We start from the raw sequence: 24176 nt of genomic DNA, 5'->3' as shown, positions 1-24176 counted from the left end.
GATCGTCACGTTTCTGTGGTGAGGGTGGTTTGCAGGACGGGCGCCGGCGGCAGGACCGCATCCAGGAACGCGCCCAGCTCGGCGTGGAAGGCGGCCGGCTCGTCCACCATCGGGAAGTGGCCGCTGCCGGCGAGGACGCGCAGGCGGGCGTCGGGCAGCGCGCCCGCCAGCGCGATGGCGTGCTCGGAGGGGGTGGCGATGTCGTGTGCGCCGCCCACCACCAGACAGGGCACGGTGATGCGGGCCGTGCGCAGTTCGGGCGTGCGCAGGAACAGGTCGAAGAAGCGGATCCAGCCGTACGGGCCGATCCACTCCCGCACCCGCTGCGCCATGAGGATCTCGCTCTCCGCCGACACCCGGCCGCCGGAGTGGGCGCGGATGCCCTCCTGCAGGATCAGATGGAAGTCGTTGAGGTAGTGGGTGATGGTCGCCCAGTCGAACTCCTCCGCCGTGCCCCGGTAGAAGGGCGAGACGAGGACGAGCGCGCGGATGCCGAAACGAGCCAACCCGTCGGTGCGGTCGAGCAGTTCGAGCAGCACGTTGGACGACATCGAATGCGCGACGACGACGTCCACCGGGCCGGGCACGGAAGCCAGCGCCTCCTCGACCCAGGGGCCGAGGTCCGCGGTCCGGCCCCAGCCCTCCACCCCCTGGCCCCGCCACGGGAGTTGGGCCGACCAGACCTCGTGCTCGGCGCCCAGCTGCCGCCCGGTCTCGTCCCACACCGTGTCGCTGCCCGCGAGGCCGTGCAGGAACAGGATTCTGGGGGCGCCTGCTGCGGCGGCACCCGGGTGCCGCCGCAGCACGACGGGAGCCGACGGCGCGGGGGGACGCATCACCGTCGGCTCCCCGCAAGGGGGAGTGGAGTCGAAGCGGGCTGGGAGGGGGACAGCAGGCAGACGCCGGCCGTGGCACCGCCCAGCGCCGCGCCGGAGACCGCGTACACCGGGCCCGTACCGCCCTCGTCGAACCAGTCGGTCGCCGCCGCGCACTGCAGCACCCCCAGTGCGCCGGACGCCTGACCGAGCCCGGCGCCCAGGCCGGCCCGCGGCACGCCCGGCAGCAGATCGTCGGGCAGGGCGGAGGTGGCGTCCTGCGGGATCTGCCAGCGGGCCGGTGCCGTGCGCTCCGCGCCGGCGAGGTCCTCCACGCAGGAGCGGATGCCGTCACTCATCGCGTAGCCGCCGTAGATCGCGCGGACGGTGGCCGAGCGGTGGCGGGCGGCCTCGGCGCGCTCGACCACGAGGGCGGCACCGCCGTCCAGGCCCGTGCGGCCCTCGCCCAGCAGGCGCCGTACCGCGTCGTTGTCCGGCTCCACGCCGATCACCAGGACCCGCTCCACCCGACCCGAGTCGATCATGGTGGCGGCCCAGTGCACGGCGTCCAGGCCCGAGGTCGCGCCGTTGCAGACCATCAGGTTGGGCCCTTGCAGGCCGAAGCGGATCGCCACCGAGGAGGCGACGACATTGCTGGAGGCGTTCGGCAGGTCCATCGGCGAGGTGGCCGTGACCGTCTGCGCCCGGATGGTGTCCAGGGCGCGGACCACGGTGTCCACGTTGCCGAAGTTGGAGCTGGCCACGACCCCGATGCTCGTGCCCGGGACGGTCAGCCCGTCCTCGTCGAGCAGCCCGGTGTCCATCAGCGCGCCCGAGGCCAGGCAGTACGCCAGCTGCGTCGCCCGGTCCTTGTAGCGCAGGCCCTTCTTGCCGACCAGCACCTCTGGGGCGACGGGTCGCCCGCCCGCCTCGGGCCCGGCCGCGAGGGCCGCCGGGGTGTCGGCCCCGGGGACCAGGACGCTGACGCCCGTAATGACCACTGAACCGTTCATCGGGCCGCCTCCACGATCGCCACCGCGTTGATGCCGCCGAAGCCGAAGGCGTTCAACTGCATGGTCTCCAGGTGTGCTTGACGCTCGGCACCGGTCACGAAGCGGAAGCCGGCCGCCTCGTCCACCGGGTCGTCCAGGCCCACCGTGGGCGGGATCCGCCCCTGGTCCATGGCCCGCAGCCCGACCACCAGGTTGAGCAGGCCGGAGCCGCCCGAGGTGTGCCCGGTCATCGACTTGACCGCGGTCATCAGCGGCTTGTCCGCGTCCGAGCCGAGCACCTCGGCCAGCGCGACCGCCTCCGCCTCGTCGTTGAGGAGGGTGCCGGTGCCGTGCAGCATCACCAGGTCGACATCCTTCGGCTCGACCGCGGCGACGGCGTACGCCTGCCGCATCGCCTGCGCGATGCCCTCGGGCGAGGGCGCGGTGGCGTGGTAGGCGTCGCAGTTGACCGCCACCCCGCGCAGCCGCCCGTGCACCTGCTGCCCCTCGGCCCCGGTCGCCTCCTTCTGCAGGACGACGGCTGCCGCGCCGTCGCCCATCAGCACACCGGTGCGGTTGCGGTCGAACGGCCGCACCCGCTCGGGCGCCTGCGGATGGACCCGCTCCAGCAGGCCGTACATGCTCTCGGTCAGCACGTCGACACCGGCCACGATCACCGTGTCGGGGCCGTCCGGCCGGGCCAGCAGGTCCGAGCCGAGGGCCAGCGCGTACAGCGAGGCGGAGCAGGCGTTGGAGAAGGTGTACGTCTGCTCGGCGCCGAACCGCTGCTTCAGTGCGGGCCCGAAGTGCAGTGCGTGCTCGGTGAGTTCGGCATCCCCGCGCCACCACAGCTCCAGGGAGCGCAGCTCGCGCAGGCCCGTGCCGACGAGCACCGGGATGCCCGTCAGGTCGTCGCCGAGGCCGGCGTCCTTGGCGGCCTGGCCGACCGCATCCAGCAGCAGGGCGGTGGCGCGGGCCGGCACGTCAATGCCCTCGGCCGGGCGGTCGTCGACCTCGTAGGCGTACTGGGCCCGGAAGTTGGCCCGCTCGAAGCCGCGCAGCGGGGCGTGGCCGGTGACGCCGGCGCACAGGTTCTCGAAGAGGTCGTCGACACCCCTGCCCGTGCTCGCGATGGCGCCGATGCCGGTGATGGCCTGGCTCAGCACAGCGCGTCCTCCTTCATGTCAGTGGGATCGGCCTCGTAACGGCCCAGCAGCACAACCGCGTTGTTGCCGCCGAAGGCCAGCCCGTTGTTCTGCACGACCCTCAGATCGGCCTCGACCGCCCGGTTGGGCACGCAGTCGACGGTGCACTCCGGGTCGGTGGTGACGTGGTTGATGGTGGGCGGCACGAAGCGGTTGTCGATGGCGAGCGCGCAGCCGATCGCGCCGAGCGCGCTGGCGGCGCCCATGCTGTGCCCGAGCATCGACTTCACCGACACCGTGCGCGGCGGGCTGTCCCCGAACACCTGCCGGATGGCGCCGACCTCGGTGACGTCGTTGGCCTTGGTGCCGGTGCCGTGCGCGGAGATCAGGTCGACCTGTTCCGGCTTGACGCCGGAGTTCTCCAGGGCGAGCTGCATCACCCGCGCCACGCTGTCCCGGTTGGGCGCCACCTGGTGGTAGGCGTCGCAGTTGAGGCCGTAGCCCAGCACCTCGGCGTAGATGTGTGCGCCGCGGGCCAGGGCCGAGTCCAGGCGTTCCAGGACCAGGACGCCGGCGCCCTCGCCCGTCAGGATGCCCTTGCGGTCGGCGTCGAAGGGCTGGCAGCGGTCCGGGGCGATGGTGCCCAGCCGGTAGAAGCCGGTGAACGTCTTGCGGCACATGGCGTCCGCGCCGCCGCAGAACGCGAACTCGGCCTCGCCGGAGGCCACCGCGTCGAAGCCGTAGCCGATGGCGTAGTTGCCGGCCGCGCAGGCGGTGGGCACCGTCACCGCCTCCACGTCGCTCAGGCCCAGCTCCTGCGCGACGGCCACCGACAGCCGCCCCGCCGGGACCCGGCGCACGGCCACCGGGTCCAACTTCTCCGCACCGTCGGCGAGTTCGGCCTCGACGAGATGGTCGAGGTCGTAGGACTCGCCGTCGGTGGTGCCGATCGAGATCAGGCCGCGCTGCTGACGCAGTCGGCCCAGGTCCAGGCCCGAGTCCTGCAGGGCCATGCGGGCGGCGGCCACCGAGAACTGCGTGGCCCGCCCCAGCTGGTCCAGGTCGAGCTCGGAGATCCACTGCGCGGGGTCGAACCCGGTGACCTCGCATCCCGTCGAGTGCGAGTACCCCTCCGTGGCGAACACGGAGATGGGCTTGGCCCCGCTGCGGCCCTCCTTCAGGCCCCGCAGGAACTCGGCGACGCCGAGGCCGATGCTGGAGACCACGCCGAACCCGGTGAGGACGACCCGGTGGCGTGCCCCTTCCCCGGCCGGCCCGATGGCGCTCGGTGCGCCGTGCTGTGCTGACATGCCACCCTTCCGATCCACAGTCGTCGCTCCCTCACCCGGATCCGGGCGCGGACTCGGCCCTACCAGCCGGCGGCCTCGGCCACGACCTGGTAGACGCCCTCGATGTTCACCATGCGGGGCAGTTCGCTCTGGTTGATGACGACGCTGAACTCCTTTTCCAGCGCGGCGAGAATCTCGATCGCGCGCAGCGAGTCGGCGTTGTGGTCCTCCTTGAAAAGGCTCGTCTGGGTGACCTCGTCCTCCTCGATCTCGAGGATGTCGCAGACGATTTCCTTGATGGTCTCGGTGCGCTCGGCGAGCTCGGTGGACATGCGTTATCTCCTTGCGAAATGACGTGAGCGGTACTTGAGTCGGAATTGATTTCCGTGAGTTCATTCTTGACCGCGACAAAGGCGATCGGCCGGGCCGCGGCAGGAAGTTGTCAGCGAATGCGGTCGGCGGGGCGGCGGGCCAGCACGGCCTGCTCCACGGTCAGGACCACCGCGCCGGCCACGCGCGTGCTGCCCTCGAAGATCTGGATGCCGTCGATGGTGCGGGCCAGCCGGACCGAGTGCTCGAGGGTGTCGCCCGGGAACACCGGGGCACCGAAGGCCACCTGGGTGTAGCTGCCGAGCATCAAAACCTCTTCGGCCAGCACGTCCGTGTTGGCCTTGTCGGCCGTGGCGAGCACCGCCGCGGCCTGGTTGAAGGACTCCATCAGCGGGCCGATGGGATAGGCGAACGCGAGCGGGTCCTTCACCTCGGAGTCGAGGTGGCGGTACCAGGCTTCGCCGTACGTGATCGCCTTCTCGGCGGTGACCTGCCCGCCGGGGGTGAAGGACCGCACCCGGTCGATCAGCAGCATGTCGTCGCGGTGCGGGATGCGGGCCATCAGCTCGGGCAGGTTCAACGGGCCCAGGCCGGTGGCCGGTTGGGGCGGGAACTCGGGCGGTACGAGGGACCGGGCGGCGCCGGCCTCCTCGTAGCGCAGGCGGATGCGCGCCACCGGGGCGCGCTCGGTGGCGGCCGTCGCCCGGCACACCCAGCCCGATCCCGGCTCGTCCTGCGTCCAGCGCAGCGAGACGGTCAGGGTGTCGCCCGGGTAGGCGGGGTGCAGGAAGCGGGCCGACTCCAGGCGGGCCAGGCGCAGCTGGGGCGCTCCGGCGGGCGGGCGATCCAGTGCGGCCACATGGGCCGTCTCGACGAGGAAGACCCCGGCGAAGATCGGGAAGCCGCGGTAGTGGCCATTGAACACCGCCTCGGCGGGGTCGAGTCGCAGCGATACGCCGTCGGTCCGGACCTCCGTGAAGGGGGTACGGACCGACCGGCAGCGTTCATGCCCGCTCATCCCGTGATTTTCGAGTGGAGCAGGTTGTAGGTCTGGCCGAAGTTGGTGATCTCGCCGAATTCCTGCTCGGAGATCTTGACGCCGAACTTCTTCTCCAGCTGGACCAGGATTTCCAGGCCCATGAGGGAGTCGACACCGAGGTCCTCGACATACAGGGCGTCGTCGGTGACGTCCTCGATCTCGACGTCGAGGGCGTCGGCGACGAGTTCGCGCAGGGATTCCTTTTCGAGCGTGGCGGTGGTCATTTCGGTTTCCTTAGGTGAGTGAGCTCAGGTGAGTGAGTTCAGTGAGTGGGAAAGGCGGGTTGTCAGGCCGCGACGAGCTGCCACGGCTCCGGCAGCCGCTTCGCGTGCCGGGGCTTGGCGTCGGCCCACCAGCGGACCGAGCGGGCCAGCAGGTCCGCGGGGTCGCGGACCTGCTTGGTCGGGGTGAAGGGCGCCGGGATGCTGGTGTAGCTCTCGAACATGCTCAGCAGGTCGACCGCGCGCTGCTGCACGTCCGAGAGGTGCGGGGTGGACAGCGGCAGGTAGAAGCCGTGCCAGTGGGCGGTGGGGATGACGGGCGCGAGCGGGATCGGCGCGATGCCCCGCTCGGCCCGCCACTCGTTGATGGTCCGGGTGATGACCGCGACCATGTCCGAGACCCGCAGGCACCTCTCGCCCCCGGCGATCGTCTCCACCACCTGCACGGCCGGCGGCGACCCGAGCGCGGCGGCCACGATGACCTGGGCGACCTGGTCCACCGGCGAGATCTCGATGAAGCCGTCCGGATCGCCGACCAGCGCGGGCGCCAGACCGGAGATCAGGGACTGCACCATCGCGTACGGGCCCGACAGGCGGGCGATCGCGCCGTCGGTGCTGCGGCCGAAGACCAGCGGCGGCCGCACGATGGTCAGCGGCCCCGCATGCCGGGTGCGCACGACGTCCTCGGACTCGGCCTTGGACCACTCGTAGCCGTTGCGGTACAGGCCGTACTCGGGGTCGCGGGCGGCACCCTCCTGCCCGTCGACGTACGCCGTCGAGATGTGCACGACGTGCGTGTCGGCGTCGGCGAGTTCGAGGACCGCCTCGGTGGTGCGGACGTTGGCGGTGATCGCCTCTTCCTTGGTCATCGTCCACCGGGTGGAGGCGGCACTGTGGACGATCACGTCCCAGTGCCGCCGGCGCAGCTCCTGGGGGGCGGGCTCGGCGCCCAGCACCCAGCCGGTCTCCGTCGGACGGCTCGGGCGCCGGGTCACCGCCGTCACCTCGGCGCGGTCTTCGAACTCGGCCAGCTGCGCGAGGACTTCGCTGCCCACCACGCCACCGGACCCGGTCAGCAGGATCCTCATCCGGCGCTCCTCGGAGAGATGCCCGCCGCCCCCGGAGCGGCGCTCTCGCCGATCCGCGCCAGCACGGACTCGGTGAACCGCCGCAGCCTGCGCTCGGCGATCGGGCCGAGCAGGGCGTCCATCAGCGGAATGCCGATCTCGAAGTCGAGGTGCAGTTCGACGGTGGTGTGCGGGCCGTCGGCGCCGATCTGCCAGTGGCCCGTGCAGCGCGACAGCGGCCCCCAGGTGTGCCGGAAGTCGATGCGGCGCCGCTCGTGGTCGAGCAGGTCCTCCTGCACCCACTCCAGGCGCGGGCCGTCGAGCAGCACGGCCCAGCGGGTGGTGCGCCGGTCGCCGTCGACGGTGAGGATCTCGGCCTCGGCGACCTCGGGGACGTAGGACGGGATGGACGCGGTGTCGAGCAGGGCGTCCCAGATGCGGCCGGGGGGCTCCCCGGTCGTCTGGCGGGTGGTGATGGTGGGCACGTCGGTCAGTCCTTTGCGTTCTGGGGCAGGTTCAGTTCCGGCAGACCGCGGAACTCGGCGTCGAGGTCGGGCAGATGATCGCCCCGCGCGCTCTCGTGCAGGTCCTTGGCGCGGATCAGCAGCAGCGCGATGACGGCGCCGACCGCGGTCACGGTCGAGGAGGCGATCAGTACGTCGTGCAGGCCGTCGACGAAGGCGGACTGCGCCGCCCGGACCACCTTCCCGGCGACCTCCGGCGGCAGCGCCTTGGCCATCTCGCCGACGGCGCCCGTGGACACCGCGTCGCCGAACTGGCCGGCCTTCGAGCCGAGTTGGTCCGCCGCGGAGGACGCGACGAACGCGTCGGCGACCCGGCTCTGGAAGACCGCGCCGAACACCGCGATGCCCAGGGCCACGCCGACCTGCTGGAAGGTCTCGGCGATCCCGGAGGACATGCCGGCCTTGTCGGGCTCCACCATGCCGACCGAGAGCGCCGCCCGCAGCGGCTGGTAGATGCCCATGCCGACACCGGCCACGATCATGCTGGGCAGCAGCACGGTCCACTCGCTGTCGTGCCGCACCAGGGTGACCAGGCCCAGGCCGGTCGCCATCAGCGCACCCGAGAGCACCGCGAGCAGCTTCGGCGACACCTTGGCGACCAGCAGACCGGTGACACCGGCGACGACGAACAGCGTCAGGGTCATCGGCAGGAAGCGCACGCCCGTGTCCCACGCGCTGAAGCCCAGCACGTTCTGCAGATACGAGATCTGCAGGAAGATCGCGCTCAGCACGGTGGAGTTCCACAGCAGCGTGGCCGCCGACATCCCGATGAACGAGGGGATGCGGAACAGCGACAGGTCGAGCATGGCCGCCTCACCGCGGCGCCGCTCGATGAGGACGAACAGCACGAGGAGCACACCGGAGCCGGTGAACATCGACACGATCGGCGTGCTGTCCCAGCCCTCCGCGTGTCCGCGCAGGAAGCCGGTCACCAGCAGGCCGAGCGCACTGGAGAAGACCACCAGGCCCGCCCAGTCGACGGGGTGGCCGGCCGGGTTGCGGGACTCGCGGATGCGCAGCTGGCCGATGGCCAGGGCGAGGACACCGATCGGCACGTTCACCAGGAAGATCCAGCGCCAGTTCAGCGCGTCGGTGAGACCGCCGCCGATCAGCGGGCCGAAGGCGATCGCCAGACCGACGACACCGCCGAAGATCCCGAAGGCCTGGCCGCGGTCCTTGCCGCGGTACTCGTGCCCGATCAGCGCGGGGCCGACCGCGAACAGCACGGCCGCGCCCACGCCCTGCAGGCCGCGGGCGAGGTTGAGCTGCAGGATGCTCTGCGAGACGCCGCAGCCGAGCGAGGCCAGCGTGAACACGACGAACCCGGTGTTGAACACCCGCTTGCGGCCCAGCCGGTCGGCGAGCGAGCCGCCGGTGAGCAGGAACGCGGCGAGCGTCAGCGCGTAGGAGTCGAGGACCCACTGCAGCTCGCTGAAGTCGGCGTCCAGCGAGACCCGCATGTCGGGCAGGGCCACGTTCACGACCGTCAGGTCGAGCATGAGCATGAACGTGGCGATGCAGACCACGGCCAGGGTCCAGCCGCGGCCCGAGGCGGGCGGCTCGACGCCGGAGTCGGGGACTTCTGCTTCGGTTGCCATTAACTGCTCTCCTTCATTGGGGTGTTGACGGGGGTGACGAAGGCTGCGGAGACGTTTCCTGCACCGGTCGCGGTGACGACGAGCTGCGGCCCCGTCGGCCGCGTGAGGGCGGCGGCGACGGCCTGGAGGGGGCCGAGCGATCCGGCACCGGCGCGTTCCGCCTCGATGCCTGAGCGCTCCGCTGGAAGCGCCGCGATGCGCCGTCGTTCGTCCTCGGCGCCGTCGTGGCTGCTCGCGCAGTTGCCCGCGCCCCTTTGGGGCGCGGCCGACGCCTTGCCCAGCGCGGCAGCGACCGCCCGGGCGACCGGGGAGCCGTCACCCATCAGGCGGACGTCGGCCCCGGCCTCGTACGAGAGCCCCTCGAGGAGCACGCCGATGGCCGCTCGCACCTCCTCCGGCTCCCCGGCCCGCCGCGGCGGAACGAACACCGAGCGCACCGCGATGCGCCCAAGTGGGCGGCGTCCACTGGCCGTTACCGCCTGCGCGGGCTCGATGACCAGGGCCAGCGCCCCGTCCTCGGCCGTCCCGCGCACGCTCACCGCCGCCTTGTCCGACTCCGGCGGCACGACCTCGGTCGCCCCGGCCAGCAGCCAGTCCGCGCGGCCCGACCTGATCGCGCGCAGTCCCGCCTGGAGCGCCTCCAGGGCAGCGGTTCGCGGGGTGTGCACGGCCAGGCTGAAGCCCTTGAGCGCGTGTTCCATCGCGATGCGGCTGGCGATGAGGTTCGGCGAGAAGTACGGCACCGCGGTCGGCGAGAGCAGCCGGGCCTCGCCGGCGACCGTCGCGCGGTCGATCTCGGCGTGCACGCCGGCCACCGCATGGTTGGTGCCGACGGCGACCGCCCGCCGCTCCTCGGGCACGGCGAGCAGCGCCTCGCCGACCCCCTCCCGGGCCAGCACCCGCTTGACCGCGGCCAGCAGGTACTGGGCGGAGGGCGGCAAGTGCCGGTAGCCGCGGCCGAGTTCGGCCCGCTGGTCGAACCAGCCGGTCGCCTCGGGGTGCGGCGGGGTGACGGCGTCGATGGCCGACACGACGAAGTCCTGGGTCATGAGGGTGCTCCGGTCAGGGCCAGGGAGATGTTGTTGCCGCCGAAGGCGTAGGCGTTCACCAGGGCGATCCCGCCCTGGAGCGCGGTGGGCCCGGTGGGCAGGTGGACCGGGCAGGCGGGGTCGGGCGCGCTCGTCGCCGGATTGCCGGGGACCGTGCCGTGGTGGAAGCACAGGGCCGCCAGCGCCGCACCCAACACCCCCGCGCCGCCCGCCAGATGGCCCACGACCGCCTTGAGGTTGTGCAGCGGGATCGCGGCGAGCCGCGTGCCGAAGACCGCGCCCATCGCCGCCGCCTCGGTGCTGTCGTTCAGCTTGGTTCCGGTCGCGTGCGGCACGATCAGCGTGACGTCGTCCGGTCCGGCGCCCGCCTCCGCCAGCGCCGCCCGCATCGCCCGCCCCGCCTGGGCGCCGGTCGGGTCGGGCGCGGTCGGGTGGGCGGCGTCGCAGCTCCAGCCGGTGCCGGCGAGACGTGCGTACACCTGCGCGCCGCGTGCCCGGGCATGGGCGACGGATTCGAGTACGACGGCGCCCGCGCCCTCGCCGAGCACGACCCCGGCGCGGTCCTCGGCGAACGGGCGGGGCCGGTCGGGGGCGAGGGCGCCCATCTGGTTGAAGGCGGCCACGGTCACCCGGGAGTAGGCCTCGGCCCCGCCCGCGACCACCACGTCCGCCTCACCGGTGCGGATCATCTCCGCGCCCAGCGCGATGGCGTAACCGCTGCCCGCGCAGGCGTTGCTGAGGTTGACCGCCCCGGCCCCCGCGTCGATCCGCGCGGCGAGCCGGGAGGCCAGCGTGAACGGCGGCGAGGCGTCCGCCACCGGCGGCACCTGCCCCGCCCGGGCCAGCTCCACCTGGCGGGCGTCGCCGACGCTCGATCCCATCACCACGGCGACCCGCGCGCCGGGCACGGCGTCGAGCCCGGCGTCGGCGTAGGCCTCCAGGCCGGCGTCCACGGTGTAGCGGGTCGCGGGTGCCTCGTCCGAGCTGCCGCCGGGCACCAGGTAGTACAGCGGCAGCTCGACCTTCAGATCCGGGTCGGGCACCTGGTCGGCGGCGGCGGTGGCGCCGGCCCGTACCCCCGCCCAGAACGTCGTGACGCCCCGGCCGAGCCGGCAGACCACGCCCAGGCCGGTAATGGCGATCTCTGTCACCTGAACAACTCCCCGTAAGCGCAAACCCCGTGTTTCCGGGGCGACATTAGGCCGGGAAATGGGCCGGAACTCAGAACCGGCAGGAACCTGAAACGCGCAGGTACGGAACCCCGGACACGCCCTGCAGGAAGCTGTCAAGGCCCCCGGCACAACTCGGAGTTGCCCCTACGTTTCCTTCCGTCCGAGCGGCACGAGCCCTGAATCACGAGCCTTGAAAAGGAACGGGGAATTCCGATGTCATTCGCATCGCCTACGTCACTTACGTCACTGACGGAAAAGCTGGCGGCCCTCACCACCGGCACCAGCCAGACCGAGGTGCGCCCGCGCTACGAGGGCAACAACATCAACACCTGGATCGGGTTCAAGCACGTCAACTACCTGGTCGAGGAGGCCGTCCTCGCGCACTTCCGCGCCGCCGAGCTGCCCTCGCGCCAACTGTTCGAGGAGTACGGCCTCGGTCTCGAGCTGACCGAGCTGGACACCCGTATCCTCAACGCCTTCCACCTGGACGAGACGGCCACCGCCACGGTCCGCCCCACCGGCGAGGGCACCGCGCTCACCTTCGCGGTCACCCTCTCCAAGGACGGCAAGAACAAGGACGTCACGTCCAAGGTGCGCGTCGCCCTGCGCCGCGAGCGCTATGTCGACCCCGCCAACGCCGTGCCGGCCGAGCTCGCCCCGTACACCGTGGAGCGGATCGCGACCGCCGAGCCGGTGCGGGACGCCGAGCTGGTGCCGAGCGCCGACCTGGGCCTGACCGCCACCCACGCCACCGACCCGCTGCTGAAGGAGCTCGTCGAGGGCTCCAACGCGATCGCCTGGCGCTGGCGGATCTCCTACCCCTACTGCCACAACAACGAGCGTCTGCAGATGTCCGGCTACCTGCGGCTGATGGAGGAGGCCAAGGACCGCTTCGTCGCCCACCGCGGCATCTCCATCAAGACCCTTCTGGACGAGCGCAAGTGGATCCCCGTGGTCCCGCACTCCAAGATCCGCTTCCTGGACGAGGCGCTGATGGAGGAGGAGCTGCACATCGTCTTCACCGTCGAGGACGTCTTCAAGGACCTCACCTACACCTCGCGGATGGACTGCTACGTCGTCCGCGACGGCAAGCTCGTCCCCACCGCCACCGGCACGATCGTGCACGGTTACGCGGTCTTCGCCAACCGCAAGGACTGGTCCCTCGTCCCCTTCGACGAGCACGTCCTCGCGGCCCTGCGCGGCGAGTGACCGACCGTGCCTGACGTGCCTGACGTGCCTGACCTGCCCGACGTGCCCGGCTTCGTACTGATCGAGTCGTCCGGACCCGCCTCCGGATCGTCCGTCCCCCGCTTCCTCGGCGACGCGACGACCCTGGCGCGCTCCGGCCACCCGGTCCGCCTGGTCCTCGTCCAGGAGGGCGTCACCGCCGCACTGCCCGCCGCGCAGCCGCAACTGGCCGAACTCCTTTCGTACGGCGCCGAGTTGTGGGTCGACCGCTATGCGCTGACCCAGCGCGGGCTGGACGCGGACCAACTGCCCGCGCGGGCACGGCTGGTCGGCATGGACGAGGTGGCGGGCGAACTGCTCGCCCCCGGCACCAAGGTGGTGTGGCACTGATGGCCCGCACCCCGCAGACCGACGTCCTGCTCGTCGTGATGGGCCCGCCGCACACCGGCGAGCTCACCACCTCGGTGTTCCGGCTGCTCCAGGCGCTGCTGGAACGCGGCGCCAGCGTCCAGGTGTGGGCCTGCGGCTACAGCACCATGCTCAGCCAGGAGGCGCTCGGCGACACCAAGCCGGCCAACCTGCTGGACCGTTACGCCCAGTACCCGACGACCGTCGTACTGATCCGGGAGCTGCTGGACGCCTTCCCCGGACGGCTGCACTGGTTCGGCTGCCGGGCCTGCAGCGAGCACCGGGGCGCCACCGGGCACATCCCCGAGGTGCGCATGCGGGCGCCGCACACCTTCGGCGGCCACGTCCACGCCGCCACCAAAACGCTGTTCATGGGGGTGGCCTGATGGCCTCGCTGGCGATCGTGGAGCGCGCCTACCGCGGGGCGGTCGAACTCGCCTACTTCGACGCACTGTTCCTCGGCATCGAGATCCACCGGCAGCTCGGCCTCGACGTACTGCTGCGCGGCGAGGCCGTCACCTACGCGCTCGACGCCCCGGCCGCCCCCGAACCGCTCCTGGTCGGCAAGCGCCTGGTCGACACCCTCGACGCACCGCGCGCCGACCTGCTGCGGCTGCGCGACCTGGGCGTCGGCATCCGCGTGGAGCGCGAGGACCTCGTGGCCCTGGGGCTGGACGAGGACCGGCTGATCGAGGGCGTCGAGTGCGTGGCGGCGGGGGAGTCGGCGGCCCGCTGGCCCGACTACGACCGGATCTTCTTCCTGTAGCCGCACACCCGCCGACCGACCCAGCAGTGCCAAGTGGACTCGTACGAAGCCTTGTTGAGTACGAAGCCTTATTGAGAGGGAGAACAGACGGTGACCGAAGTCGTCATCACCGGCCTGGGCGCCCTGTGTCACCTCGGCGCGGGGGTGGACAGCTTCTGGCAGGGGCTGCTCGACCCCGCCGCGCCGGTCGCGGCCCAGGCCCCCGACCCGCTGGCCCATGTCCCCATCCGGGACTTCTACTTCCTGCCCGAGGGCGCCCTGCCGCCCGAGCCGGCCACCGTCGACGGCTTCGCCATCGGCGACGCCACCCGGGCGGCCCTGAGCGTGGCCCGCGAGGCGGTCGCCGACGCGGGGCTCGACGGGATCGGCGACGGCCGTACGTCCGTCGTCATGGGGACGTCCATCGCCGACGCGTACGTCATCGAACAGTGGCGCGCCCACAAGAGCTTCCCGGCGGACGACACGTGGACGCCGGTGTTCTCCACCGCGTCCGTCGTCGCCCGGCAGCTCGGCGCCACCGGCGCCGCGAGCACGGTGAGCAACGCCTGCTCCGGCAGCGGCTATTCGATGGCCATCGGCGCCGACATGATCCGCGCCGACGAGGCCGACGCGGTCGTGGTCGGCGGCTTCGAGACGTACTCCCGGGTCGCGCACGCCGCCTTCAACCAGGTCGGCGCCCTCGATCCGACGAGCTGCCGGCCCTTCGACGCGACCCGCGGCGGCACCGTGCTCGGCGAGGGCGCGGGCGCCGTCGTACTCGAACGCGCCGAGCGCGCACGGGCCCGCGGAGCGCGGGTGTACGCGACGCTGACCGGCACCGGCTGGAGCTGCGAGGCCTACCACGCGACCGGCCTGGACCCGGACGGCACCCAGATCGTGCGGGCCATGGCGGACGCCCTGGCCGAGGCGGACATCACCGCCGCCGACGTCGACTTCGTCGTCCCGCATGCCACCGGCACCAAGCTCAACGACCTCGTCGAGACGCAGGCCATGTACGAGATCTTCGGCGAGCGCACCCGCCAACTGCCGCTCTACAGCCTCAAGGCGCTGATCGGCCACACCGGCGGCGCCTCCGGAGGCCTCGGCACGGTGGCCGCCGCGCTCTTCCTGCACCACGGCCACCTCGCGCCCAACCTGCCGGTGGGCACGCCCGACCCGGACTGCCCGGTGCACGTGCCCGTCGCCGAACGCACCCCGGCCGGGCGGACCGCCATGGTCAACTCCTATGCCTTCGGCGGCAACAACATGTCCCTCCTGCTGCGGGGTGAACCGCGATGACCGCTGCCGCTGACCTGATGACCGCCGATCCGGTGGTGACCGGCATCGGCGTGGTCACCGAAACCGCCCTGGGCCCCGAGGGGGAGCGCGCCAAGGGCTGGTTCGACCACCGCGCCGAACTCGGCCGCGGCTACAAGTACCTGCCCAAGGCGAGCCAGTATCTGCTGGCCGCCACCGCGCGGGCGCTCGCCGACACGGGGGCCGAACTCGCCGACGTCCCCGAGCACCACCGGGCGATCACCGTGGGCACCAACAACGGGATGTCCGAGCTGCAGGGCGAGTTCGACCGCACGGTGATCGAGGGCGACTCGACCCTGCTCAGCCCCGCCACCGTCCCGTACTTCTCGGTCAACCTGGTCGGCTCCCGGGTCGCCATGGAACACGCCCTCAAGGGCTTCAGCCTCGGCGTGCACAGCCCCCGGGTGGCCGGCCTCGAAGCAGTGCAGCACGGCGTACGGGCGCTGCGCGCCGGCCGCGCCCGCTGGCTGCTCACCGGCGCCGCCGAGTCCCCGCTCGACTGGTCGGAGCCCGGCGCCACGGGCAGCGAGGACGGCGCCGTGGCCCTGGTCGTCGAACCGGCGGCGGCGGTCGCGGCACGCGGCGGCCGGACCCACGGCCGGGTACGGGTGCGCAGCTTCCTGCTGCCGCCGCCGGTGGCCGACTCGCCGCAGGGCCGCGAGGAGGCCGAACGGCTGCTCGCCACCGCCCTCGCAGCCCTCGGCCTGACCGGCAGGCGCCCCCAGGTGTGGCTCATCGGCGGCGACGATGCCGTCACCGGCACGGTCGAGGCCGCGCTCGGCGGAGCCGTGATCCGGGCGACGGCGGGCGCCGGCTGCCTGGGCCCGGCCGTGCAGGTCGCGGCACTGCTGCGGGAGGCCTTCGTCGAGCAGCTCGTGATCGGGGTCGCCGCCCAGGGCAACGTCTCCATCGCCCATGTGGTGCCCGCCTCCCGATGACAACCATCCAGCAAACGAAAGGAGTTGAGCCCAGGATGTCCGTGGCATTCGCCACCCCCCTCAACCGCACCGTCGACACCCTCGAGCGCCGACCCGCCGGGGCCAGCACCCGGCTGACCGTGGGCGCCGACGAGCAGGTCTTCCGCGGCCACTACCCCGACTTCCCGATCTTCCCCGGGGTCTGCCTGGTCGAGACCGTCCACCACGCCGCCGTCGCCAACCCGCCTGCCGAAGCAGGGCAGTTGGAGCTGACCGCCGTGGAGTCGGTGCGCTTCCTCAGCCCCGTCTTCCCCGACGACGAGGTGACCGTCGAACTGGAGTGGAAGCTCAAGGCCGGCGCCTGGAAGGCACACGCCGCCCTGTCCACCGCCCGCGGCAAGACCGCCCAGGTCCGCCTCGGCTACGACCTGCGGGAGGCATCGTGACCGGCACCGACCAGCCGTACGCCATCGGCATCGACCGGCTCAAGCAGACGCTGCCGCACCGCTACCCGATGCTCCTCGTCGACCGCGTCACCGCCGTCGAGGCCGGCGTGAGCCTGACCGCCGTCAAGGCGATCACCGCCAACGAGCCCTGGTACGCGGAGATCCCCGACGGCGCCACCGAGGCCGACCACGCCTACCCGGTCGCCCTGCTGGTGGAGTCCTGGTGCCAGGCCGCCGGGGTGCTCGCGCTCTGGGAGCGGTACACGCCCGAGGAAGTCGCCGAACTGGTCATGCTGTTCGGCTCGATCAGCGGCATCCAGGTCCACGCCCGGGCCCTGCCCGGAAGCCTCGTCGAGCACCGGGTGCGCCATGTCCGCAGCGTCGGCACCACGCTGATCTTCGAGGGCGAGAGCCTCCTGGACGGAGCACCCCTGCTGACCGTCGGCTCCATCGTCATCACCATGCGCCCCGGCGGCGAACTGTCCGCCGACGGCGAGAACACCACCGAAGGAGAGCTCTCCCATGCCTGAACAGACCGCCAAGGTGGCCCTGGTCACCGGAGGCTCCCGGGGCATCGGCCGCGCCTGTGTGCTGCGCCTCGCCCAGGACGGCTACGACGTCGCCTTCTGCTACACCTCGCAGTCGGCGGCCGCCGACGAGGTGCGCAAGGAGGCCTCCCGGTACGGCACCCGCATCCTCGCCGTGCAGAGCGACGTGGCCTCCGCGGACTCCGTGCGTGAGCTGGTCAAGCAGGTGGGCGAGCAGCTCGACCCCATTGACGTCCTGGTCACTTCGGCCGGCATCGTGCGCGACAACCCGCTGCTGCTGATGACCGACGAGCAGTGGACCGAGGTCGTCGACGTCAACCTCACCGGCACCTACAACGTGTGCCGCGCCGTCGCCTTCGACATGCTCAAGCGCCGCTCCGGCTCCATCGTCACGCTCTCCTCGGTCGCGGGCGTCTACGGCATCGCCACCCAGACCAACTACGCCGCCACCAAGGCCGGGATCATCGGCTTCACCAAGTCGCTGGCCAAGGAGGTCGGACGGTACGGAATCCGGGTCAACGCCGTCGCACCCGGATTCATCGAGACCGACATGGTGGCGGGCCTGGACCCGGAGTACTCCAAGCAGATGGTCTCCGGGGTGCCGCTCGGCCGCATGGGCACGGCGGACGAAGTCGCCGACCTGGTCTCGTACTTGGCGTCCGACCGGGCCGCGTACATCACCGGCTCCGTCGTCCAGATCGACGGAGGGATCGTGCTGTGACGACGGCGGTCCGCACCGTGGTCCCGGGGGCCCTGACCGTCGCGCTCGTGGCGATCGGCGGCCTCCACCTGATCTGGGCCTTCTCGCCCTGGCCGCTGGCCGACAAGGTGACCTTCACCAAAACGATCCTCGGCAGCGACAGCGGCACGATGCCCCCGCCGGCCCTGTCCGCACTGGTCGGCCTCGCCCTGATCGCGGGCGCCGTGCTCACCCTGATGGTCAACGAGACCATCCCGGAGCTCGGCCCCAACTGGCTGCGCACACTCGGCAGTTACGCCCTGGCCCTGGTCCTGCTCGGCCGGGGCCTGGGCGGCTTCCTGCTCAACTCGGGCGCCACCGACGAGTTCCAGCGCTGGAACACCGCGCTGTACTCGCCGCTGTGCATCGCCCTCGGCCTGCTCGGCGGGGTGGTCGCGGTTGCCGCAAGCAAGCGCTGAACGCCACGTCGCCGACGGGGGAGTGCAGGTGTGGTGGTGGCGTACGACTCCCTCGGGCTCGGCGGGCGGGGGCCCGGGGGCCGAGGGGCCGACGAGGGAGGGAGCGACGGGGAGGGACTCGGGGAGTGAGGGCCCGGCGGGGAGGGGCTCGGCGAGTGAGAGCCCGGCGGGGTACGGCCCGGCGGGCAGGGCCCCAGCAAGGTGGGGCCTGGCGGGGAACGGCCTGACGGCGATGGACCCGGCAAGGGAGGACCTGGCCGGGAACGGCTTGACGGGAAGGGACCCGGCAGGGGAGAGCGCGACGTGGAACGGCCCGACTAGGAGGGACCCGGTAGGGGAGAGCACGACGCGGAACGCCCTGACGGGGTGGGACCCGGCGAGTGAGAACCCGGTGAGGAGGGACCCGGCAGGGGAGAGCGCGGCGTGGAACGCCCTGATGGGGTGGGATCCGGCGAGGGAGAACCTGGCGGGGAGCGGCCTGTCGGGAAGGGACCCGGCAGGCGAGAGCACGGCGTGGAACGCCCTGATGGGGAGTGCCCCGGCGAGGGAGAACCTGGCGGGGACCGGTCTGACGGGAAGGGACCCGGCAGGGGAGCGCGCGACGTGGAACGCCCCGACGGGGTGGGACCCGGCGAGGGCGAACCCGGTGAGGAGGGACCCGGCAGGGGAGGGCCTGGCGGGGAACGGCCCGACTTGGAGTGCCCCGGCGAGGGAGAACCCGACGGGGAAGGACCCGACAAGCAATGGCCCCGCAGGGAACCCCACCATCCTCAGCCCCGCCGAGCTGCAGCGAGCCGCCCGGATCAAGGACCCCGAGCGGGCCGCCGCGTTCGTGCGGGGCCGCACGCTCGTACGCGAACTACTCGGCGAACTCCTGGGCACGGAGCCGCAGTCGGTGCCGCTCGGCCGTGCGCCGTGCCCCGACTGCGGCGACCTGGAGCACGGCCCGCCCGCCCTGCTGACCCCGGGCACTGCGCCGCGGATCAGCCTGTCCCACACCGCCGGGTACGGCATTCTCGCCGTGGCCGGCTTTCCCGTGGGTGTCGACCTGGAGGAGCGCCGGGCCCTCGACCTGGACACCGTCGGCGGCAAGGCCCTGACCCCGCGCGAGCGCGCGGTGTTCACGGCGGCCCCTCCCGGCGACCGCAGCCCGCTCTTCTTCCGCTGCTGGACGCGCAAGGAAGCCGTACTCAAGGCCGTCGGGACGGGGATCGTCGGCCCGCTCGACGAACTCGACGTCCGTCCCGAACGGCCGGGCCACGCCCACGTGACGGCCGGAGTGCCGGGCCGTGAACGCCCGTGGCTGATACGCGATCTTGCGCTTCCCGCACCTCTCGTGGGAGCCGTCGCCGTACCGAGGGAACACGCCGCAGGCCGGGTCCGGATATGGGAAATGCCACATTAGTTCCCCGGCGATCCGGGCATCCGAAAGCCCTTTCCGGCGAATAAGAGGAGGACTCAGGTTTCCGTTGTGTGACTTGTTCAACTCTCACTAAAACTAGGCGCGTTGACTGTCAAGTTTGCGCCACGTACTGTTGGAGGCGACTGCAGTTGTGATCATTGCTTTCCGTGCCACGGGGGTGGGCGCAAAGTGTCTAGTACGGAATTCACGCCACAATCCAACGGCGAAGCCGAAACCGCGCTTCTGGAGATACGGTCGCTCATCGATTCGGTCTTCCCGAAGAACGAACGCGACTCCGCAGAAAACAACTCTCTTCTCACCACAACCGAAGACGCCCATACGGCACTTCAGGCACTCGCCGACCAACTCGGCCAGGCCGAGCGCCGTGTGGACGTCGTTCTCCCGTCCGACCGCTCCGGGGCCGGGCTGCCGACCTTCGTGCTCTCCCGAGCGCCGAAAAGCCTGCCCGGCGTCCACATCCGCATGCTCGGATCCCAGTCCACGGCCGAGCAGTTCGGCCTGCTCGACCTCAAGCGGCCGCGGCACAACCTGGAGATCCGCATCACCGACGCGCTGCTGCACGGCGCCGTCATCGTCGACGGCCGCACCGTCCTGACCCGCCATGTGAAGTCGGGCTCCTCGCACGCAGCGCGGGTGCGGGCCCCGGCCGTGGTCCAGGCGTTCAACGCACTGTTCGCCGGTGCTTGGAAACGTGCGGTTCCGTTGTCCCTGGACCGAATTCGCCACGAGTTCCCCCAGGAAGTGCTCATCTGCCTCTGCGAGGGCTACATCGACGAAGTTGCGGCCCGCGAGCTGTCCATGTCCGTGCGCACCTACCGCCGGCACGTCGCCGAGATCATGCGCCTCCTCGGCGCGAACTCCCGTTTCCAGGCGGGCGTCTTCGCCGCCGAAGCGGGACTGCTGCGCGGGGAACGCGGCCAGGAGCAGCAGGCCGTCTGACATTCCACCGGCCCGACCGCAAGAAGACGTCACGCAAGAAGATGTCATTCAAGTCGGGAACAGTACGGCGGAATTCGCGCCTCCTGTCAGTTTCTGGCCATTCAGCCGCCCGGCCTCCGGGCGGCTGCCTAGCGTCCGACGCATGAACCGAATCCCTTGAAAGGGGGTGCGCCGTCATGGGAAAGACCGCATTCGTCTTCCCCGGCCAGGGGTCACAGCGGGTGGGCATGGGCCTCCATCTGCTGGAGCAGCGGCCGGACCTGATCGACACGTACTACCGCACGGCGGACGAGATCCTCGGCCTGCCGTTGTCCCGCCTGTGCTGGGAAGGACCGCAGGAGGCGCTGCGGGACACCGCCGTCACCCAGCCCGCCGTCTTCCTGACCGGCATCGCCACCCTCGACGTCCTGCGCCGCCGGGGCATCGAGCCCGCACTCGTCGCCGGACACAGCCTCGGCGAGTACACCGCCCTGGTCGCCGCGGCCGTACTCGACTGGCGGGACGCACTGCGCCTGGTGCGCCGCCGCGGCGAGCTCATGGCCGCCGTCAACGCCCAGGTCCCGGGCCGCATGGCGGCGGTCATCGGCCTGGACCTGGCCACCGTGGAGGAGCTGTGCACCAAGGCCGCCGCCGCGACCGGCCAGGTCGTCGAGGTGGCCAACGACAACGAGCCGGGACAGGTCGTCGTCTCCGGCCAGGAGAGCGCGGTGCAGCGGCTGTGCGGCGACGCACAGGACGCGGGCGCCGTCCGGGCCGTCGTACTGGAAGTGGGAGCACCCTTCCACTGCAGCCTGATGGCGGACATCGAGGAGGAGTTCGCCGCAGAACTCGACAAGGTCGAACTGCGCGCGCCACGGGTGCCGGTGGTCTCGGGGGTCACCGCGGACCTGGTCGACTCCGCCGAAGGCGTCCGCGACCGACTGCGCCGCCAGCTCGCCGGCCGCGTCCGCTGGACCGGCACCGTGCGCGCACTGACCGCCGCCGGCGCCGACCGCTTCGTGGAAGTGGGACCGGGCAACGTGCTCTCCGGCCTGTGCCGGCGCATCGCACCCGACGTACCCGTGCACACCACCAACGACGCCCGCAGGCTGGATCGGACCATCGCTCAGGCCGGCCGCGAGGCCGCACGGCCCGGCGCCGCGGCATGAAGGGGGACAGGGGGATGGACACGGGGGTGAACACCAGGATGGCACTCACCGAACTCAAGGCCCTGGTCAGGCAGGGACCCGACCCGGCGGCCACCGAACGCCAGCACGCCAAGGGCAAGCTGACCGCCCACGAGAGGATCGAACTCCTCCTCGACAAGGGCTCGTTCACCGAGATCGAGGCACTGCGCCGGCACCGGGCCACCGGCTTCGGCATGGAGGCGAAGAAGCCGTACTCGGACGGCGTGATCACCGGCTGGGGCACCGTGCACGGCCGCACGGTCTTCCTCTACGCCCACGACTTCCGCATCTTCGGCGGCGCACTCGGCGAGGCGCACGCCCAGAAGATCCAGAAGGTGATGGACCTCGCCGAGGCCGCGGGCGCCCCGCTGGTCTCGCTCAACGACGGCGCCGGCGCCCGCATCCAGGAAGGCGTCACCGCACTCGCCGGCTACGGCGGCATCTTCCGCCGCAACACCCGCTGCTCCGGGGTGATCCCGCAGATCAGCGTGATGCTGGGCCCCTGCGCCGGCGGCGCCGCCTACAGCCCCGCCCTGACCGACTTCGTCTTCATGGTCCGCGGCACCTCCCAGATGTTCATCACCGGCCCGGACGTCGTCCACGCGGTCACCGGCGAGCGCGTCAGCCAGAACGAACTCGGCGGAGCCGACGTCCACGCGGACACCTCGGGCGTCGCGGCCTTCGCCTACGACGACGAGGAGCAGTGCCTCGAGGAGGTCCGCTACCTGCTGTCCCTGCTGCCCGCCAACAACCGCGAACTGGCGCCCAGGGCACCGGTGCAGGACTCGCCCACCCGCAGCACCGAGGCACTCATCGACCTGGTGCCCGCCGACCCCGGCCGCTCCTACGACATGCGCAAGGTCATCGAGGAGATCGTCGACGACGGCGAGCACTTCGAGATCAGCGAACGCTGGGCGGCCAACGTCATCTGCACCCTGACCCGCCTCGACGGCCATGTCACCGGCATCGTCGCCAACCAGCCCGGCAGCATGGCCGGCGTCCTCGACATCGAGGCCTCCGAGAAGGCCGCACGCTTCGTCCAGTTCTGCGACGCCTTCAACATCCCGCTGGTCACCCTCGTCGACGTGCCCGGCTTTCTCCCGGGCGTCGGCCAGGAACACGACGGCATCATCCGCCGCGGCGCCAAACTCCTCTACGCCTACTGCAACGCCACCGTCCCGCGTATCTCCCTGGTGCTGCGCAAGGCCTACGGCGGCGCCTACATCGTCATGGACTCGCGCTCCATCGGCGCCGACCTGTCCCTGGCCTGGCCGTCCAACGAGATCGCGGTGATGGGCGCCGAGGGCGCCGCCAACGTCATCTTCCGCAGGGAGATCGCCGCCGCCGACGACACCGAGGCGGTGCGCGCACAGAAGATCAAGGAGTACCGGACGGAGCTGATGGGCCCGTACTACGCAGCCGAACGCGGCCTCGTGGACGACGTGATCGACCCGGCGGAGACCCGCTCGATCCTGATCCGCTCCATGGAGATGCTGCGCACCAAACACGTCGACCTGCCGTCGCGCAAGCACGGCAACCCGCCGGTGTGATGGCCATGACGACATCTGCCGCACCTGTCGTGCCTGCCGTGCACCTGACCGTCGTACGAGGAGATCCGGACCCGGAGGACCTCGCCGCACTGATCGGCGCCCTCATCGGCACCCGCCCCAGCGCGCCGGAAGCGGCGGACTCCGGCCCCGCGAGGGCGAGTTGGGACCGGGCCCACCGCGTGACCTGTCCCCCGGCAGGATCCTGGAGGGCGCACTGATGATCCACAAGGCACGCGTCGCCGACCGTCGCGACCTCGACGCCGTCCATGTCCGCGCCGCCGACGAGGCGTTCGCGCTGGGCGGCACCGCACCATTCCGGGGGACAACCCTCCGACCCCCGGCGGAAAAGCGGGCCGGCAGGGACGGCATGCACGGAGCGGGGCGATGAACGGGATATCCAGCAAGGCATCGATTGATCCCGCTCCCGCGGGCATGCAGAGGAAGGGCCCGGTTATGCGCAAGGTGCTCATCGCCAACCGTGGCGAGATCGCCGTCCGCGTGGCCCGGGCCTGTCGGGACGCGGGCATCGCGAGCGTGGCCGTCTACGCGGACCCGGACCGCGACGCCGTCCATGTCCGTGCCGCCGACGAGGCGTTCGCGCTCGGCGGCGACACCCCGGCCACCAGTTACCTCGACGTGGACAAGGTGTTGGGGGCGGCCCGGGAGTCCGGGGCGGACGCCGTCCATCCGGGCTACGGCTTCCTTTCCGAGAACGCCGACTTCGCGCAGGCGGTCCTGGACGCCGGTCTGATCTGGATCGGCCCGCCGCCGCAGGCGATCCGCGACCTCGGCGACAAGGTCGCAGCGAGGCACATCGCGCAGCGTGCCGGCGCCCCGCTGGTGGCGGGCACGCCGGACCCGGTGAGCGGCGCGGAGGAGGTCGTGGCCTTCGCGGAGGAGCACGGCCTGCCGATCGCGATCAAGGCCGCGTTCGGCGGCGGCGGCCGCGGCCTGAAGGTCGCCCGGACGCTGGAAGAGGTCCCCGAGCTGTACGAGTCGGCGGTCCGTGAGGCGGTGGCCGCCTTCGGCCGCGGGGAGTGCTTCGTCGAGCGCTACCTGGACAAGCCCCGGCACGTGGAGACCCAGTGCCTGGCCGACACCCACGGCAACGTGGTCGTCGTCTCCACCCG

At 71.7% G+C, this 24176-nt stretch carries 29 protein-coding genes; 17 read left to right on the top strand and 12 right to left on the bottom strand.

Translation table 11 applies throughout. The features are described from left to right. Positions 1 to 5: 5 nt before the first annotated feature. The 12 genes from ABZ880_RS47995 to ABZ880_RS47940 form a co-directional block, all read right to left on the bottom strand. Complete coding sequence (locus ABZ880_RS47995; RefSeq protein ID WP_361277372.1) at positions 6 to 836, bottom strand: alpha/beta hydrolase; 831 nt, start codon at positions 834 to 836, stop codon at positions 6 to 8. Beyond that, positions 836 to 1828: a beta-ketoacyl synthase N-terminal-like domain-containing protein gene (locus ABZ880_RS47990; protein WP_361277371.1), complete on the bottom strand. Its 993-nt coding sequence runs from the start codon at positions 1826 to 1828 to the stop codon at positions 836 to 838. The genes ABZ880_RS47995 and ABZ880_RS47990 overlap by 1 nt, the downstream gene beginning before the upstream one ends. Beyond that, a complete protein-coding gene (locus ABZ880_RS47985; protein WP_361277370.1) occupies positions 1825 to 2973 on the bottom strand; it encodes a beta-ketoacyl synthase N-terminal-like domain-containing protein in 1149 nt (382 codons plus the stop codon). The genes ABZ880_RS47990 and ABZ880_RS47985 overlap by 4 nt, the downstream gene beginning before the upstream one ends. Beyond that, on the bottom strand, positions 2967 to 4262 hold the full coding sequence (locus ABZ880_RS47980; protein WP_361277369.1) for a beta-ketoacyl-[acyl-carrier-protein] synthase family protein: 1296 nt from the start codon (positions 4260 to 4262) through the stop codon (positions 2967 to 2969). The genes ABZ880_RS47985 and ABZ880_RS47980 overlap by 7 nt, the downstream gene beginning before the upstream one ends. 59 nt (positions 4263 to 4321) lie before the next feature. Next, on the bottom strand, positions 4322 to 4573 hold the full coding sequence (locus ABZ880_RS47975) for an acyl carrier protein (protein WP_361277368.1): 252 nt from the start codon (positions 4571 to 4573) through the stop codon (positions 4322 to 4324). Between the two features lie 110 nt (positions 4574 to 4683). Further along, a complete protein-coding gene (locus ABZ880_RS47970) occupies positions 4684 to 5589 on the bottom strand; it encodes a hypothetical protein (protein ID WP_361277367.1) in 906 nt (301 codons plus the stop codon). Then, a complete protein-coding gene (locus ABZ880_RS47965; protein WP_361277366.1) occupies positions 5586 to 5834 on the bottom strand; it encodes an acyl carrier protein in 249 nt (82 codons plus the stop codon). Before ABZ880_RS47965 ends, ABZ880_RS47970 begins: the two co-directional genes overlap by 4 nt. 62 nt (positions 5835 to 5896) lie before the next feature. Beyond that, positions 5897 to 6919 (bottom strand): SDR family oxidoreductase, encoded by a 1023-nt coding sequence (locus ABZ880_RS47960; protein ID WP_361277365.1) that lies wholly within the window; start codon positions 6917 to 6919, stop codon positions 5897 to 5899. Further along, positions 6916 to 7383, bottom strand: a complete 468-nt coding sequence (locus ABZ880_RS47955) for an SRPBCC family protein (RefSeq protein WP_361277364.1) — start codon at positions 7381 to 7383, stop codon at positions 6916 to 6918. Before ABZ880_RS47955 ends, ABZ880_RS47960 begins: the two co-directional genes overlap by 4 nt. A 5-nt stretch (positions 7384 to 7388) precedes the next feature. Next, on the bottom strand, positions 7389 to 9020 hold the full coding sequence (locus ABZ880_RS47950; RefSeq protein ID WP_361277363.1) for an MFS transporter: 1632 nt from the start codon (positions 9018 to 9020) through the stop codon (positions 7389 to 7391). Further along, on the bottom strand, positions 9020 to 10069 hold the full coding sequence (locus ABZ880_RS47945) for a beta-ketoacyl synthase N-terminal-like domain-containing protein (RefSeq protein WP_361277362.1): 1050 nt from the start codon (positions 10067 to 10069) through the stop codon (positions 9020 to 9022). Before ABZ880_RS47945 ends, ABZ880_RS47950 begins: the two co-directional genes overlap by 1 nt. Then, positions 10066 to 11220, bottom strand: coding sequence for a beta-ketoacyl synthase N-terminal-like domain-containing protein (locus ABZ880_RS47940; RefSeq protein ID WP_361277361.1), 1155 nt, complete (start codon positions 11218 to 11220; stop codon positions 10066 to 10068). Before ABZ880_RS47940 ends, ABZ880_RS47945 begins: the two co-directional genes overlap by 4 nt. A gap of 234 nt (positions 11221 to 11454) precedes the next feature. On the opposite strand from ABZ880_RS47940, the gene ABZ880_RS47935 reads away from it, so the two are divergent. The 17 genes from ABZ880_RS47935 to ABZ880_RS47855 form a co-directional block, all read left to right on the top strand. Beyond that, the gene (locus ABZ880_RS47935) at positions 11455 to 12450 is read left to right on the top strand and encodes a thioesterase family protein (protein WP_361277360.1); all 996 of its coding nucleotides are present in this window, start codon (positions 11455 to 11457) and stop codon (positions 12448 to 12450) included. A 15-nt stretch (positions 12451 to 12465) separates the two neighbouring features. Beyond that, positions 12466 to 12819 (top strand): DsrE family protein, encoded by a 354-nt coding sequence (locus ABZ880_RS47930; protein WP_361277359.1) that lies wholly within the window; start codon positions 12466 to 12468, stop codon positions 12817 to 12819. After that, positions 12819 to 13223: a hypothetical protein gene (locus ABZ880_RS47925; protein ID WP_361277358.1), complete on the top strand. Its 405-nt coding sequence runs from the start codon at positions 12819 to 12821 to the stop codon at positions 13221 to 13223. The genes ABZ880_RS47930 and ABZ880_RS47925 overlap by 1 nt, the downstream gene beginning before the upstream one ends. Further along, complete coding sequence (locus ABZ880_RS47920; RefSeq protein ID WP_361277357.1) at positions 13223 to 13603, top strand: hypothetical protein; 381 nt, start codon at positions 13223 to 13225, stop codon at positions 13601 to 13603. Before ABZ880_RS47925 ends, ABZ880_RS47920 begins: the two co-directional genes overlap by 1 nt. 90 nt (positions 13604 to 13693) lie before the next feature. After that, on the top strand, positions 13694 to 14881 hold the full coding sequence (locus tag ABZ880_RS47915) for a beta-ketoacyl-[acyl-carrier-protein] synthase family protein (protein WP_361277356.1): 1188 nt from the start codon (positions 13694 to 13696) through the stop codon (positions 14879 to 14881). After that, positions 14878 to 15837, top strand: coding sequence for a beta-ketoacyl synthase N-terminal-like domain-containing protein (locus ABZ880_RS47910; protein WP_361277355.1), 960 nt, complete (start codon positions 14878 to 14880; stop codon positions 15835 to 15837). The genes ABZ880_RS47915 and ABZ880_RS47910 overlap by 4 nt, the downstream gene beginning before the upstream one ends. 35 nt (positions 15838 to 15872) lie before the next feature. Next, on the top strand, positions 15873 to 16262 hold the full coding sequence (locus ABZ880_RS47905; protein ID WP_361277354.1) for a hypothetical protein: 390 nt from the start codon (positions 15873 to 15875) through the stop codon (positions 16260 to 16262). After that, entirely contained in the window at positions 16259 to 16792 is a 534-nt protein-coding gene (locus ABZ880_RS47900; protein WP_361277353.1) for a beta-hydroxyacyl-ACP dehydratase, read from the top strand. Before ABZ880_RS47905 ends, ABZ880_RS47900 begins: the two co-directional genes overlap by 4 nt. Continuing rightward, positions 16785 to 17531 (top strand): 3-oxoacyl-[acyl-carrier-protein] reductase, encoded by a 747-nt coding sequence (gene fabG, locus ABZ880_RS47895; RefSeq protein WP_361277352.1) that lies wholly within the window; start codon positions 16785 to 16787, stop codon positions 17529 to 17531. Before ABZ880_RS47900 ends, fabG begins: the two co-directional genes overlap by 8 nt. Continuing rightward, positions 17528 to 17968: a DUF3995 domain-containing protein gene (locus ABZ880_RS47890; protein WP_361277351.1), complete on the top strand. Its 441-nt coding sequence runs from the start codon at positions 17528 to 17530 to the stop codon at positions 17966 to 17968. The genes fabG and ABZ880_RS47890 overlap by 4 nt, the downstream gene beginning before the upstream one ends. A 391-nt stretch (positions 17969 to 18359) precedes the next feature. Next, positions 18360 to 19373: a 4'-phosphopantetheinyl transferase superfamily protein gene (locus ABZ880_RS47885; protein ID WP_361277350.1), complete on the top strand. Its 1014-nt coding sequence runs from the start codon at positions 18360 to 18362 to the stop codon at positions 19371 to 19373. A 186-nt stretch (positions 19374 to 19559) separates the two neighbouring features. Beyond that, positions 19560 to 20330, top strand: coding sequence for a LuxR family transcriptional regulator (locus ABZ880_RS47880; RefSeq protein ID WP_361277349.1), 771 nt, complete (start codon positions 19560 to 19562; stop codon positions 20328 to 20330). A 176-nt stretch (positions 20331 to 20506) separates the two neighbouring features. Beyond that, entirely contained in the window at positions 20507 to 21478 is a 972-nt protein-coding gene (gene fabD / locus ABZ880_RS47875; protein WP_361277348.1) for an ACP S-malonyltransferase, read from the top strand. A 38-nt stretch (positions 21479 to 21516) separates the two neighbouring features. Continuing rightward, on the top strand, positions 21517 to 23046 hold the full coding sequence (locus ABZ880_RS47870; protein ID WP_361277347.1) for an acyl-CoA carboxylase subunit beta: 1530 nt from the start codon (positions 21517 to 21519) through the stop codon (positions 23044 to 23046). Between the two features lie 5 nt (positions 23047 to 23051). Then, the gene (locus ABZ880_RS47865) at positions 23052 to 23264 is read left to right on the top strand and encodes an acyl-CoA carboxylase subunit epsilon (protein WP_361277346.1); all 213 of its coding nucleotides are present in this window, start codon (positions 23052 to 23054) and stop codon (positions 23262 to 23264) included. Then, the gene (locus tag ABZ880_RS47860; RefSeq protein ID WP_361277345.1) at positions 23264 to 23434 is read left to right on the top strand and encodes a hypothetical protein; all 171 of its coding nucleotides are present in this window, start codon (positions 23264 to 23266) and stop codon (positions 23432 to 23434) included. The genes ABZ880_RS47865 and ABZ880_RS47860 overlap by 1 nt, the downstream gene beginning before the upstream one ends. A gap of 65 nt (positions 23435 to 23499) precedes the next feature. Next, positions 23500 to 24176 (top strand): biotin carboxylase N-terminal domain-containing protein (locus ABZ880_RS47855; protein WP_361277344.1); only part of this gene is annotated, 677 nt, incomplete at its 3' end.

Origin of the sequence: Streptomyces sp. NPDC047043 (assembly GCF_040644055.1) — a bacterium.
Classification (GTDB): domain Bacteria; phylum Actinomycetota; class Actinomycetes; order Streptomycetales; family Streptomycetaceae; genus Streptomyces.
Note: the sequence above shows the minus strand (reverse complement) of the source record. Positions and strands in the feature narration are given on the sequence as shown.